This is a genomic window from Sorangiineae bacterium MSr11954 (genome assembly GCA_037157815.1).
In the GTDB taxonomy this organism is placed as follows: domain Bacteria; phylum Myxococcota_A; class Polyangia; order Polyangiales; family Polyangiaceae; genus Pendulispora; species Pendulispora albinea.
Genome location: CP089984.1, coordinates 7,145,486 through 7,159,063, shown reverse-complemented (window position 1 = coordinate 7,159,063; position 13,578 = coordinate 7,145,486). Strand labels below are relative to the sequence as shown.

Here is a 13,578-nt window from a genome sequence, read left to right as displayed (position 1 = left end):
CTAACGCCTATTGATGTCGCGTTTCGATATTCCAATTCCGAGGGCGACGCGTCCCTTGCCTCCCATCGATCCTTATCGGCACCGGAGGTCTTACGTCGCGCTCATCAGCAATTTGTACCATGCGGAGGCCGCCGCCCTCGAAGGCTTTCGCCTCTTGAACGATCCGCGCTACGTGGAGTCGAGCGAGATCTTCGCGAAGGCGAGCAAGAAGCTGGTGGAGGACGAGCAGAAGCACCTCGAGGACATGGAGTGCATCGTCCGAAAGCTCGGCGCGGGAGGCATCGTCGACCCCCCGGAGCACACGCGTGCATTCTGGACGGGGTGGCGCTCGGGTAGAATGTTTGCGCTGCCGTTCAAGCCGGCCGTCGCGTCCATGTTCTGCCTTTTTTCAGAGGGGCTCGGCTATGGGTTTCTCTACCTCTTGGCGGAGGCCACGTCGGATCCCGAAATCCGCGCCATGCTCCAGAGCAACGTGCGGGACGAGGAGGCCCATGTCCGCCTCTCCGTCTCGGTGCTCCGCCGCGCGCAAGTCGAAGATCCGCGCTTCATGGCCGATTTCTTGGTGCACGTATACGGCTACGGCTTGAACGCGCGCAAAGCCATTCGCGAGCACCTGGACCTGTTCGACGATTTGGGGCTCGACTTCGGCGTGCTCCTCGGCTCGACATTGCGGTTCCTCTTCGAGCTGATCGACCGCGTCTTCGACGAAGAGCAGCGCCGCTCGCCCTTGTGGCAGGCGGCAGGACGCTTCATGGCGATGCTCGATGATTATCCGGACATGGCGCGGCTCATTCAACTTGGCATGTACCTTCCCACGCCGCCGGGCAGCGCGAGCGCCGTCTATGCGTGGGGCCGTATGCGCCAGCGGGGCCGTCGGGAGCATGAGAAACATATCGAGCACCGTGAGGATATCGGCGCGAGCCATGGGAGGAGTGGATGGGAGAACGGAAGACCGACGCCATCGTCCTTGGCGCCGGGGTCGCTGGCCTGACGGCGGCCTACGAGCTGACCAAACGAGGATGCACCGTCACCGTGGTCGAGGCCGCGCCTTTTGCCGGGGGCAGGACCTCGACCTATGTGGATGCGCGCGGCCGAACGGTGGACACCGGGCTCCATGTGTTGGCCGATCATTACGTCAACCTCACCGAGGTGTTGGCCGAGCTCGGGATGTCGAAGAAGATTCGATGGATCGGCAAGCATACGTACCTGCGTGAAGGCCGGGGGTCGCTGGAGTGGTATTTCAGCGATCACAAACCGCCTTTGCACCTGGTCCGGCCCATGCTCGAAATGCCCATTTCGCTGCTCGAGCGCGCGCCCCTTTTGCGCGCCAGCCTGGAGGTCGCCGGCTATGGGCAGGAAGATTTGGCCGAGCTCGACCACGTGACGTACTTCGAGTGGCACCAAAGGCGAAAGCTCGGCGCGGGTTTCATTCGCGAATTGGCGGAGGCCGCGGCCGACGCCGCGTCGTTTCTCACCATCCGCGAGGCGGCCGCGCGGCCCGTTCTCTCGTGGCTCAAATATTTGATGCGGAACAAGCGCGCGGGCGACGTGGGGCTCTTCGAGGGCACCATGGAGGAGTGCATGGTCGAGCCGCTTCGAAGGTTCATCGAGGCGCACGGCGGTGAGGTTCGCCTGGGAACGGCCGCGCGTGAGCTGGTGTTCGATGGAACCCGCATCACCGGGGTTCGCGTGGGGCGCTCGGGTGCGCGGGGGCCATGTACGCGGGCGGATGGATATGTCGAGCCGGCGGGGCAGGGGGCGCCGGAGGCGGAGGTGCTCCGCGCGGATTATGTCGTTTCGGCGCTGCCCGTGCAGATGCTGCAGCGCATCTTGGGGGCGGAGCTGGGCGCGGCGGCGGGGTTGACCGATGCGCTCGGGCTGACGACCACGCCGGCCATCTCGGCGATTCTTTGGTTCGATAGGAAGATATTTCCCGCCCCGCCGGGCGCGCCGCTCGTCACCGGGTGCGCGATGCGCGACTTCGTGGATCTGGCCACCCTCGGGCGCCAGGGCGGCGCGCCCGGCTCGGTCTACCAATTCGTGGTCACGCGTGGGCAAGAAGGCTCGGACGGGGAGATCGCCGAGCGCCTCTTCACGGACTTGAAGCGTGTATGGCCGGCGGCGCGGGACGTGACCCTGATCGATTGGGCCATCGAGCACATTGGCGCGGCCATGTTCGCGGCCGTTCCGGGGGCCCATGCGAAGAGGCCAGCCGCCGAAACGGCCATTGGCAACTTCTTTTTGGCGGGCGATTTCACCAAGCACGATTTGAACGCCTCGATGGAGGGCGCCGCGTTCTCCGGCCGTCGCGCGGCCGAGCGCGTGCTCGCGGCAAAAGGGAAGCCCGCCACCATCGTGCGCCGGATCGCCGAGCCGTGGGTGACCGAGCGCCTCCGGCGCGTTCGCAAACGAGCCGCCGCGGTCCGGCCGTGAGGGTCCTCATCGCCGGCGCCGGGATCGGGGGCTTGTCCCTCAACGCGCTCCTCCGGCGTGGCGGAATCGATACCGATCTGATCGATCACGCCACCTCGTGGAACCGGCCCGGCCATGCGCTCTGCCTCTTCGGCAATGGCCAGCGCATCCTCGCCGCCCTAGGGGTGCTCGGCGCCGTGAGGAGCCGCGCGCACGAAATCGTGCATTATACCATTACCGACGCGAGCGGCGCCCCCGTTCGCTCGATGGATATGTCGCTGCTCAACGAGCGGCATGGGAGCTTGATTCAGCTCCAGCGCGGCGCCCTGCACGACGTGCTCCGCGGCATCCCGGAGAACGCCGATCTTCGGTTGGGGGTGGGCATCCGAGCCATCGCGCAATCGCGGAGCGACGTCGAAGTGCGGTTCGAGAACGGCGAGGTCGAGTGGTACGACGCCGTGGTCGGGGCCGACGGCATCCGCTCCCGGGTTCGCCAGCTCGCCTTCGAGCGCGCCCCCGGCCCGCGCCCGTTCGGGGCCATCGGGTGGGCGTACATCGCCAAGGTCCCCGCGGTGTCGCTCCTTCGTGCCGAGGAGCGGCTCACCGCGGCGCAGATCGAAGATGGCATCCTCGAATTTTGGGGGGCGGATCGTTACTTCGGAATCTATCCGCTGCCGGGCGGCCTCTTCGGCGTCTACTGCGCCCGCGCCCTCCGCCCCGGCGAGCGCGCGCTCCGTGGACCGGAGCGTCGGGACGCCTTGCTCGCCTCGTTCGCCGATTTTGGCCCCCTGGTGGAGCAGCTCTTGGCGCACGCGCCCGACGCGGCGTCGATCTTTCACGCGCCGCTCGAGGAGGTGTGGCGCGCCACGTGGCACGCGAACCGGGTGGGCCTCCTCGGCGACGCCGCCCACGCGATGCTCCCCTTCGGCGGCATGGGCGCCTCGATGGCCATGGAGGACGCGCTCGTTCTCTCCGAGGAGCTTCGCCAGCACCCCGTGCGCCGCGCCTTCCCGCGCTACGTTCGCCGCCGCGTGCGCCGGGTGTGGCCCGTTCAGTTCAACGCGCGCATGAAGGGGATAGCCATGCTCCGCGCCAAGCACATCCCGCTGGGCGTGCGGTCGCTCCAGGGGGTCATGCGCGATCCCGCCTCGTTCATAGGGCCCTATGCGACATGGCAGGAGCGGGTGCTCGATGCGCTGATCTCCGCCAATCCGTGACCGCGAAGTGGGATGGCTCATGTGCCGGCGTGTGCGCGCGCAGCGATTCACGCCAAAGTGTGACGCTAATTCGATTTCCTCCGAACGGCGATGAATGCCGTGGATTCGGATCCCGTCGGACCTCCGGTGCTGAATGGTGCAGCGCGGCCGCGCGCCGCGGCGCATGCATCGCCCAGTCAAAGGGAGGATAACTCGATGAAGCTTCGATTCCTTATTGCCGTGATCCCCTTCGCTGCTGCCGCTCTGATGGGGTGCAGCGACGACGACGTCAAAGCCACGAACCAGGATCCCGGGGGGCCCGTCAAGAACGAGCCGCTCAAGGGGACGATCGACGGCAAAGCTTTCCAGGGCAAGATCGCCATGGTCACCAAACGGGGAGACGACTCGCGCCTCACCATTTACGATCAGGAGGGCACCTGCGCCGCGCCGCCCGATACCGAGCTTCGGGTGCTGATCACGGTAAAGGGCTGGGCTCCAAGCCTCTCGTACAATTTCGATTTCACGCGGAATGCCACTTTGTTCGTGAAGAGCAAAGGCTTGAACGCCATTTCGGTGGCCGGCCGTCTGGAGGTCTCGGCGGACGGTAAGTCGGTCGGGATTCGCGCGAACACCGATCGCAGCGGCGGGGTCGAGGGAACGGTCCCCGTCTTGAACTGCACCACTACGTAGCGGTCCCGAAGACCTCGAAGAGCTCGTCCGTCGCCGCCGGTGGGGTGGTGCGGCCATGCAGGACGTCGGCCTCGATGCGCGCGAGGCGGGCGGCGACGGCGGGGTGCGCGCGGAAGGTGCGCTCGAGGCGATCGGCGATGAGGGACCACATCCACGAGCGCTGCTGCTCCGCGCGCATCGCACCCAGCTCGCCGGAGGCTTCGAGGGCGCGCCGGTGCTCTTCGATGACGTCCCAGAGCGCATCGAGGCCGTCGCCGGTCTGCCCGGAGATGGCGAGCGCGCGCACCTCCCAGCTCGGGCGCCGGCGCGGCAGGTAGCGCAAGGCCGCGCGCAGATCGGCGAGCGCCGTGCGGGCCCGCGCCGCGCCATCGCCGTCGCATTTGTTGACGCCGATCGCGTCCGCGAGCTCGAGGACGCCTTTCTTGATGCCCTGGAGCTCGTCGCCGGCGCCGGCCAGGGCGAGGACCAAGAAGAAGTCGACCATGTCGGCCACCGCGGTCTCGCCTTGCCCGACGCCCACGGTTTCGACCAGGATGACGTCGAACCCCGCGGCCTCGCAGAGGAGCATGGTCTCGCGCGTGCGCCGCGCGATGCCGCCGGGCGTGAGGCCGCTGGGCGAGGGGCGGATGAACGCGTCGGGCTCCAACGAGAGCCGCGCCATGCGCGTTTTGTCGCCCAGGATGGAGCCTCCGGAGATGGTGCTCGAGGGATCGATGGCGAGGACCGCCACCTTTTTTCCCCGCCCGAGGAGGCGCATCCCAAGCTCGTCGACGAAGGTGCTCTTGCCCACCCCCGGCACCCCGGTCACCCCCACCCGCCGCGCGCCGCCCGTCGCGGGCAAGAGGCGCGTGAGCAGCTCCTGGGCGAGCTTGGCGTCGCTCTCGTTGCGGCTCTCGACGAGGGTGATGGCCTGGGCGAGCACGGCGCGGTTGCGTCCGCGCACTCCGCGCTCGTAGTCGTCGAGCGAAAGGCGCGGGCGCTTGACCGTCATGTGCCGGGTTCCAGACGATCGAGCAAGGAGCCGGCCGCCTCCGCGATGACCGTGCCCGGGCCGAAGATCTCGGCCGCGCCCGCGTCGCGCAGCGCTTGGTAGTCGTCGGGGGGAATGACGCCGCCCACCACGACCAGGATGTCGGGCCGGCCGCGCGCAGCCAGCGCGGCGCGCAGGGCAGGGACGAGGGTCAGGTGACCCGCGGCCAACGAGCTCGCGCCGATGATGTGCACGTCGTTTTCGACCGCGGCTTGCGCCGTCTCCTCGGGGGTCTGGAACAGCGGGCCGATGTCCACGTCGAAGCCGAGATCGGCGAAGGCCGTGGCGATCACCTTTTGCCCGCGATCGTGGCCGTCTTGCCCCATCTTGGCGACGAGGATGCGCGGCCTGCGCCCCTCGCGATCGAGAAATGCCTTCGTGCGCGCGCGTACGGCCGCCACCATGGTCGACTGTTCTCCCACTTCGCCAGCGTACACACCCGTGATGGCGCGGACCACCGCTTGGTGGCGCCCCCACGCCTTCTCGAGCGCCATGGAGATCTCGCCCACCGAGGCGCGCGCCCTCGCCGCCGCCGTCGCGAGCTCGAGCAAATTGCCGCCGCGCCCCTCGGCGCACGCGGTGAGCGCGTCGAGCGCGCGCTGGCAGGCCGCGCCGTCGCGCTCGCGCCGCAGCTGCTCGAGCCGCTCGATTTGCGTGCGCCGCACCGCCCCGTTATCGACCTTGAGCACGGGCACCGACTCGGGCGTGGTCGGGCGAAAGCGGTTGACGCCGATGATGGCTTGGCGCCCGGAGTCGATGCGCGCCTGGGTGCGCGCCGCGGCTTCTTCGATGCGGAGCTTGGGTACGCCGGCCTCGATGGCCTTGACCATGCCGCCCAAGGACTCGACCTCGTCGATGTGCGCCTGCGCGCGCGCCGCTAGATCGTGGGTGAGCCGCTCCACGTAATGGCTGCCGCCCCACGGATCGACGGGGCGGCAGGTGCCCGACTCGAGCTGCAGTTGGAGCTGGGTGTTGCGCGCGATGCGGGCGGAGAAATCGGTGGGGAGGGCCAGGGCTTCGTCGAGCGAGTTGGTGTGCAGGCTCTGCGTGTGGCCCTGCGTGGCGGCCATGGCCTCGATGCACGTGCGGATGACGTTGTTGTAGACGTCCTGCGCGGTGAGCGACCAGCCCGACGTCTGGCAGTGCGCCCGCAGCATCAGGCTCTTGGAGCTCTTGGGCGAGAAGCGCGACATGAGGCGCGCCCACAGGAGGCGCGCCGCGCGGAGCTTCGCCACCTCCATGAAGAAGTTCATGCCGATGGCGAAGAAGAACGAGAGCCGCGGCGCGAAGGCGTCCACGCTCATCCCGGAGGCGATGCCCGTGCGCACGTATTCCAGGCCGTCGGCGAGGGTGTATCCGAGCTCCAGATCGGCGGTCGCCCCGGCTTCTTGCATATGGTAGCCGGAGATGGATATCGAGTTGAACTTGGGCATCTTCTGCGAGGTAAACGCGAAAATGTCCGCGATGATCTTCATCGATGGCGCGGGGGGATAAATATACGTATTGCGCACCATGAACTCTTTGAGGATATCGTTCTGAATGGTGCCCGTGAGCTTCTCGAGCGGGACGCCCTGCTCCTCGGCCGCGACGATGTAGAGCGCCAGGATCGGCAGGACCGCGCCGTTCATGGTCATCGATACGCTCATCTTGTCGAGCGGAATGCCGTCGAAGAGAAGTCGCATATCGAGGATGGAGTCGATGGCCACGCCGGCCATGCCCACGTCGCCGACCACGCGCGGGTGGTCGCTGTCGTAGCCGCGGTGGGTGGCCAGATCGAACGCGATCGAGAGGCCCATTTGGCCGGCGGCCAGGTTGCGGCGGTAAAACGCGTTGGAGTCCTCCGCCGTGGAGAACCCCGCATATTGGCGCACGGTCCACGGCTTTTGCACGTACATGGTCGGGTAGGGACCGCGTACAAACGGCGCAAAGCCGGGGAGGGTGCCGAGGTGCGGGAGATTTGCCGTGTCGTCCGGCGTGTAGAGCGCGCGGTGTGGGATTTGTTCCGGCGTGTCCCAGGTGGCCGCGGCGGCTGCGCTCACTGCGCGGGCGTCGCCGTCGGCGGAAAAGGCGCCGAGCGGGATCGCGTCGAAGTCGATGGAGGCGAAATCCGGAAGATGACGGCTCATGGTGTCCCCGGAAAAACCTGAAAAAGCTCGGACAAGGTTGCGATGACGTCGCAGCCCACGAAGATGAATCCATCGACCCCCGCCTCGCGCAAGGTCGCCTCCAGCGCGCCGGGCCGCCCGGCGAGCAGCACCCGCTGGCAGCCCGCGGCTTTGAGCGCGCGCGCCCGGGCCGCGGCCTCGGTGGCGTAGCGTTCGTCGCTGCCGCAGATGCAGGCCACGACGGCCTCTTCGTCCGCCGTGCTCTCGCGCGTGCGGATCCCGCCCGCCGCAAAGAACCCCGCCGCGAACCCGACCCGCGCGCGCGATTCGGGGAGCGGGCCCAAGGTCGCGAGGAGCGCCTCTGGCGCGGAGGTTTGCGCTTCGGCATGCGCCCGCAGCGTCTCGAATGGCTCCGCGTCGCGGTGCGCGGGCAGCGCGCCTCCGGCCTTTGCCGATGCGGTCGCCGCCGCCGGCGCAGAGCGGGGCAGCTCTTCATCGAGGTTGGCAAACTCGGATACGCCGAGAATGGGCGTCTTGCGGCTCGCGATCGCCGAGAGCCGCGAACGCCACGCCGCCTCGAGCCGCGCCGCGAGGCGACCGCTCTCCAGCGCGCTCACGATGCCGCCTTCTTGCTCGAGCGCCCGAAAGCGCTTCCAGCCTTCGCGCGCCAGGGCATCGGTGAGCGTATCGAGGTAATACGAGCCGCCCGCCGGATCCATCACCTTGCCGAGGAAGCTCTCCTCCCGAAGCACGAGCCCCGTATTGCGCGCGATGCGATGCGCCTGCGCCGAAGGCGCGCCCAGCGCCCGATCGAACGCCTGCGGCGTCACCCAATCGGCGCCGCCGAGCACCGCCGCGAACACCTGCGTGGTGATGCGCAGCAAATTCACCCACGGATCGCGCACGGTGAGCGTCCGCGACGAACAGACCGCGTGCACGTTGGTCCGCGCCGCGCCCTTCGCGTCGTTTGCGCCCGTCGCCTCCGCGACGTCTCTCCCGCCCGCCGCCACCAGCAACTTTGCCCAACAGATGCGAAGCGCCCGCACCTTGCAAAGCTCCAGAAACGTGTCGCGCCCCACCGCGACCTGCAAGGCAATCTGCCGCGCGGCGGCGTCCGCCGAGAGCCCCGCGTCCCGCAGCGCCTCGAGGTAGCTCACGCCGGTGGAGAGCGCAAAGGCCAGCTCGTCGGCGGCATCCGCCCCCGCATCATGGTACGGGAGGGTCGAGATCATCACCGCGCTCGCCCCCGGAAATCGCTCCTCCACCTTCCGCGCCGTTCGCCCCAGCGCCGAAAGCGCCTGCGCCGCGTCCCCCGACGGCGAACCACCCCGCGCCCGCCGCGCCAGCGGATCGACGTTCAGCGCAAACGCCTTTGCCGCGAACCCCTCCGGCGGAGCGTCCTCCGCATCGAGCACGAAAAACGCGCCGTCCGCGATCCCCGCGCCGCCGCCCGTCCGGAGCAGCGCGTCGAGCTCACCCAACCCGAGCCAGAACGCATCGGCCCCGCCCGCGCGATCTGCCACCAGCGCATCGCGCGAAGCCCCGGGCTCATGGCGCATGCAGATGCGAAAGGGCTCCGCCCGCTGCCATCGCCCGACGCCCTGGGGAGCCTCCGTGTAGAGCGGCGCGATGTCCACGCCGCTCAGCGCCTCGTGGACGAGCGTCTTGTCGAACGGTCTTCCGGCGAGCTCTTTTTCGACCTGCGCCCGCCAGTCGGCGAGCGCGACTTGTTGGAACTCCATGTCCGGCTTCATTTACATGTTGCGCCGGTATTGACCACCGACCTGGTAAAGCGCGCCCGAGAGCTGCCCCAACGTGCAGACCTTGCACGCCTCCATGAGGGCGGCGAACACGTTCCCCCCATCGAGCGCCGCGCGCCGTACGCCCTCGAGCGCGACCTCGCCCTCGCCCGCGTTGCGCTTCCAGAAGGCGTTGCGCGCGTCGATGGCGTAGTCCTTCTCCTCTTTGGTGGCCCGGATGACCTCCGGGGGCTGCACGGTGGGGGAGCCCTTGGGATCGAGGTACGTGTTGACGCCGACGATGGGCAAGGTCCCATTGTGCTTGAGCGTCTCGTAATACAGCGACTCTTCCTGGATCTTCGAGCGCTGGTACATGCGCTCCATCGCGCCGAGCACCCCGCCGCGCTCGGAGATCGAGCGAAACTCGTTGAGCACCGCCGCCTCGACCAGGTCGGTCAGCTCCTCCACGATGAACGAGCCTTGCGTGGGGTTCTCGTTCTTGGCCAGGCCGAACTCCTTGTTGATGATGAGCTGAATCGCCAGCGCGCGCCGCACGCTCTCCTCGGTCGGCGTGGTGATGGCCTCGTCGTACGCGTTGGTGTGGAGCGAGTTGCAATTGTCTTGCAGCGCCAGGAGCGCTTGCAAGGTGGTCCGAATGTCGTTGAACGCAATTTCCTGCGCGTGCAAGGAGCGACCCGACGTTTGGATATGGTACTTCAGCTTCTGCGAGCGGTCGTTCCCGTTGTATTTGTCGCGGATCGCCTTGGCCCAGATGCGCCGGGCCACCCGCCCGAGCACCGTGTACTCGGGGTCCATTCCATTGGAGAAGAAGAACGACAGGTTGGGCGCGAAGTCGTCGATGTGCATCCCGCGCGACAGGTAATACTCGACGAACGTAAACCCATTGGCCAAGGTGAACGCCAGCTGGGACACCGGGTTCGCCCCCGCCTCGGCGATGTGGTAGCCGGAGATGGAGACCGAGTAGAAGTTCCGCACGTTCTGGTCGATGAAGTACTGCTGAATGTCGCCCATCACGCGCAGCGCGAACTCGGTGGAGAAGATGCACGTGTTCTGCGCTTGGTCTTCTTTGAGAATGTCGGCCTGCACGGTGCCGCGCACCTGCGAGAGGGTCTGCGCCTTGATCTTGGCGTACACCTCCGGCGGCAGCACCTCGTCGCCCGAGACGCCGAGGAGGAGCAGCCCGAGCCCGTCGTTCCCTTCGGGCAAGGTGCCCTGGTACGCAGGCCGCGGCGCGCCGCGACGGGCGTAGATTTCGGAGATCTTCTTATCGACCTCCGCGACCTTTCCTTGCGCGCGAATCCACTTTTCGCATTGCTGATCGATGGCCGCGTTGAGGAAGAACCCCAGCAGCATCGGGGCCGGGCCATTGATGGTCATGGAGACCGAGGTCGACGGGTCGGCCAGGTCGAATCCGGAGTAGAGCTTCTTGGCGTCGTCGACATTGGCGATCGACACCCCGGAGTTTCCGACCTTGCCGTAGATGTCGGGGCGGTGATCGGGATCTTCGCCGTAGAGCGTGACGGAGTCGAACGCCGTCGACAGGCGCTTGGCCGGCAAGCCGCGCGACACGTAGTGGAAGCGCTTGTTCGTGCGCTCCGGCCCGCCCTCGCCGGCGAACATGCGCGCCGGATCCTCGCCCTCGCGCTTGAGCGGAAAGACGCCGGCCGTAAACGGGAATTGGCCGGGCGGGCTCTCGCGCAGAAGCCATACGAGCAGATCGCCCCAATCTTCGTATTTGGGGAGCGCGACCTTGGGGACCCGCAAATGGGAGAGCGTCTCGGAGACCAGGTCCAAATCGATGACCTTGTCGCGAACCTTGAATTGATATTTGGCGGCCGCATAACGCCGCTGGGTGGCCGGCCACTCGTCGAGGAGCTTTTTGCATTCGGGGTGCAGGCGCCCCTCCAGATCACGATAGAGCTCGACCAGCTCGCGCACCGCGGCCGGCTCGCCCTCGACCACCTCGGTGACCTTGACGATGTCCGCCGGGCCGGTGGGCTCCACGATCTCGAGGTGCTTCTTGCCGACCTTGGCCCGCAGCGCCTCGATGCTGCCGTGCAGCTGGTAGAGCTTGCGCGCGATGGCCGCCTGCGCGCGCACGAAGGCGTCGTAGCTCTCGCACGTCTCCACGATCTCGGCCAGGTAGCGGGTGCGCTCGGGCGGGATGATCCAGCGCTTTTCGCTCATGCCCGGGGTGATCTCCAGGCGCGACGCGAGCGGGGCCCCCGTCTTTTGCGCGACGGCCTGCATGATCTTGCCGTAGAGCTGGTTCATCCCCGGATCGTTGAACTGCGAGGCGATGGTCCCGTAGACCGGCACCTCCTCGTCGGGGATGGAAAAGGCGTTGTGGTTGCGGCGCCACTGCTTTTTGACGTCACGCAGCGCGTCGAGCGAGCCTCGCTTATCGAATTTGTTGATGGCGATGACATCGGCGAAGTCGAGCATGTCGATCTTCTCGAGCTGCGTCGCCGCGCCGTATTCGGCGGTCATCAAGTAGAGCGAGACATCCGCGTGCTCGGTGATCTCGGTGTCGGACTGCCCGATGCCCGAGGTCTCGACCACGATGAGGTCGAATCCGGCCGCCCGGCACGCCTCGATGGACTCGCCCACGTGCTTCGACAGCGCCAGGTTCGACTGGCGGGTGGCGAGCGAGCGCATGTACACGCGGGGGTCGTCGATGGCGTTCATGCGGATGCGATCGCCCAAGAGCGCGCCGCCCGATTTGCGCTTGGAGGGGTCGACCGAGAGCACGGCGATGGTCTTGTCCTCGCTATCGGCCAAAAACCGGCGCACCAGCTCGTCGACGAGGCTCGATTTTCCGGCGCCGCCGGTGCCGGTGATGCCGAGCACCGGCACCTTCTTGGCCGCCTCGGCGCCCGGCCGCGAGGCGAGGGCCGCGCGCAGCTTGTCGCCGGCCTCCGGGAAATTCTCGGCGATGGTGATGAGCCCCGCGATGGTGGCGGGCTCTCGCTGCGAGAGGCGCTCGAGAAGGGGCGCAAAGTCTGGCTCGCGCTTCTCGAAGTCGCACCGCTCCAACACGTCGTTGATCATCCCGATGAGCCCCATCGCCCGCCCATCGTCGGGCGAGTAAATGCGGGCGACGCCATACGCGTGGAGCTCCTCGATCTCGCTCGGGAGGATGGTCCCGCCGCCGCCGCCGAACACCTTGGTGTTGGCGCCGGCCTTTCGGAGCAGGTCGATCATGTACTTGAAGTATTCGACGTGACCGCCTTGGTACGAGGTGATGGCAATGCCCTGCACATCCTCCTGAATGGCGCAATTCACGATCTCCGCCACCGAACGGTTGTGCCCCAAGTGGATGACCTCGGCGCCCGACGCCTGCATCAACCTTCGCATCACATTGATGGCCGCGTCATGGCCATCGAAGAGCGACGCCGCGCTCACCAAGCGCACATGATGACGCGGCTTGTAAGGCGTTTGTGACGCCAAGGTGGCAGGTGTGGCGGGAGCCACCTTCGCTTGAGGCGGTCGCTCCTTGGCCTGCCCGCCTTGGTCTTCGCCGTGCTCGCGCGCACGATTTGCGCGCATCGCCGGCAGCGGTTGGACTCCTCGAGGACCTTCGGCGTGGGCAGGGTTCGTCATGGTTTTCACGGGGTCAGAGCATCGTTGACATCAGAGCGCCAAGGGCGCACCAGGCGAGACGTTAGGGGCAGCAACAAGATAGCCCTAGCACGATGGAATCGCAGAATTCTTCGGCTTCGACAAGACGAGCCGCGCGATGATCCGGCCGCGGTGTCCGCGTCACAGTCGTTCGTCGCGAGCTCTGCCCGCGCTGAGGTGCATCTTTGCTGTGCGAGCGACCGCTGGGCCTTATGCGCGGCGGTTGCGGCGGGCGAGAAAGGCGCGAAGGCGGGCGCGCTCGTCGGGCTCGAGCACTTCGTCGAGCCAGGCGATGGCGTCGCGCGGATCGGTGAAGATGCGGCGCGCGGGATCGGCGGTCTGTCGGGCGATGCGATCGAGCTGTAGGAGGAAGGTGCGGCTGGTGGACGGAGACACGATCTCGGCGGCGCGCGCGAAGAGACCGCGGGTGCGATCCATCAGCACCGCGAGGCGGTCGGCGAGCTCCGGGGAGAGGACGCTTGCGTCGCGTACGTCGATGCATACGACAGGGCGAGGCACCGATTCGAGGAGCTGGATCCAGCTCGCGAGGGCCCTCTCGTCGAGATCGGCCAATTGAATCGGAAGGACGTATCGTAGCTCGATGAGGCGACCTACCTCACGGACACGGCTGATCATGCAACGTGGCGGTGACGTGTACCACGTCGCGTTCGACGAGGGCCACCCGAGGCGCGCGCGGGGGCCCCGCCAAGCCCGCCGAAGGCCATCCGCCGAGCCCGGCATTCGCCCCGCAAAACAGGGAAAAT

9 protein-coding genes are annotated in these 13,578 nt (G+C 67.4%); 4 read left to right on the top strand and 5 right to left on the bottom strand.

What is annotated here, in order from left to right; genetic code table 11:
• The first annotated feature begins 55 nt into the window (after positions 1–55).
• The 4 genes from LZC94_27755 to LZC94_27740 all read left to right on the top strand — a co-directional run bounded on the left by LZC94_27755 (position 56) and on the right by LZC94_27740 (position 4,298).
• Positions 56–991, top strand: a complete 936-nt coding sequence (locus LZC94_27755) for a hypothetical protein (GenBank protein WXB11646.1) — start codon at positions 56–58, stop codon at positions 989–991.
• A complete protein-coding gene (locus LZC94_27750) occupies positions 937–2,433 on the top strand; it encodes an FAD-dependent oxidoreductase (protein ID WXB11645.1) in 1,497 nt (498 codons plus the stop codon). Before LZC94_27755 ends, LZC94_27750 begins: the two co-directional genes overlap by 55 nt.
• Positions 2,430–3,629 (top strand): FAD-dependent monooxygenase, encoded by a 1,200-nt coding sequence (locus LZC94_27745; GenBank protein ID WXB11644.1) that lies wholly within the window; start codon positions 2,430–2,432, stop codon positions 3,627–3,629. The genes LZC94_27750 and LZC94_27745 overlap by 4 nt, the downstream gene beginning before the upstream one ends.
• 195 nt (positions 3,630–3,824) lie before the next feature.
• The gene (locus tag LZC94_27740) at positions 3,825–4,298 is read left to right on the top strand and encodes a hypothetical protein (protein WXB11643.1); all 474 of its coding nucleotides are present in this window, start codon (positions 3,825–3,827) and stop codon (positions 4,296–4,298) included.
• Here LZC94_27740 and meaB read toward each other — a convergent pair.
• From meaB to LZC94_27715, 5 genes are all read right to left on the bottom strand, one after another.
• On the bottom strand, positions 4,291–5,289 hold the full coding sequence (meaB, locus tag LZC94_27735; protein ID WXB11642.1) for a methylmalonyl Co-A mutase-associated GTPase MeaB: 999 nt from the start codon (positions 5,287–5,289) through the stop codon (positions 4,291–4,293). The genes LZC94_27740 and meaB overlap by 8 nt on opposite strands.
• Positions 5,286–7,454 (bottom strand): methylmalonyl-CoA mutase, encoded by a 2,169-nt coding sequence (gene scpA, locus LZC94_27730; GenBank protein ID WXB11641.1) that lies wholly within the window; start codon positions 7,452–7,454, stop codon positions 5,286–5,288. Before scpA ends, meaB begins: the two co-directional genes overlap by 4 nt.
• Positions 7,451–9,175, bottom strand: a complete 1,725-nt coding sequence (locus LZC94_27725; GenBank protein ID WXB11640.1) for a methylmalonyl-CoA mutase family protein — start codon at positions 9,173–9,175, stop codon at positions 7,451–7,453. Before LZC94_27725 ends, scpA begins: the two co-directional genes overlap by 4 nt.
• A 12-nt stretch (positions 9,176–9,187) precedes the next feature.
• Positions 9,188–12,796: a methylmalonyl-CoA mutase family protein gene (locus LZC94_27720; protein ID WXB11639.1), complete on the bottom strand. Its 3,609-nt coding sequence runs from the start codon at positions 12,794–12,796 to the stop codon at positions 9,188–9,190.
• Between the two features lie 228 nt (positions 12,797–13,024).
• Complete coding sequence (locus LZC94_27715) at positions 13,025–13,450, bottom strand: hypothetical protein (protein WXB11638.1); 426 nt, start codon at positions 13,448–13,450, stop codon at positions 13,025–13,027.
• Positions 13,451–13,578: the final 128 nt, after the last annotated feature.

What these genes read in the sequence shown, in the direction of transcription:
- LZC94_27750 (WXB11645.1), top strand. Translation starts at nt 937, where the DNA reads ATGGGAGAACGGAAGACCGACGCCATCGTCCTTGGCGCCGGGGTCGCT.
- LZC94_27740 (WXB11643.1), top strand. Translation starts at nt 3,825, where the DNA reads ATGAAGCTTCGATTCCTTATTGCCGTGATCCCCTTCGCTGCTGCCGCT.
- meaB (WXB11642.1), bottom strand. Translation starts at nt 5,289, where the DNA reads ATGACGGTCAAGCGCCCGCGCCTTTCGCTCGACGACTACGAGCGCGGA.
- scpA (WXB11641.1), bottom strand. Translation starts at nt 7,454, where the DNA reads ATGAGCCGTCATCTTCCGGATTTCGCCTCCATCGACTTCGACGCGATC.
- LZC94_27725 (WXB11640.1), bottom strand. Translation starts at nt 9,175, where the DNA reads ATGGAGTTCCAACAAGTCGCGCTCGCCGACTGGCGGGCGCAGGTCGAA.
- LZC94_27720 (WXB11639.1), bottom strand. Translation starts at nt 12,796, where the DNA reads ATGACGAACCCTGCCCACGCCGAAGGTCCTCGAGGAGTCCAACCGCTG.
- LZC94_27715 (WXB11638.1), bottom strand. Translation starts at nt 13,450, where the DNA reads ATGATCAGCCGTGTCCGTGAGGTAGGTCGCCTCATCGAGCTACGATAC.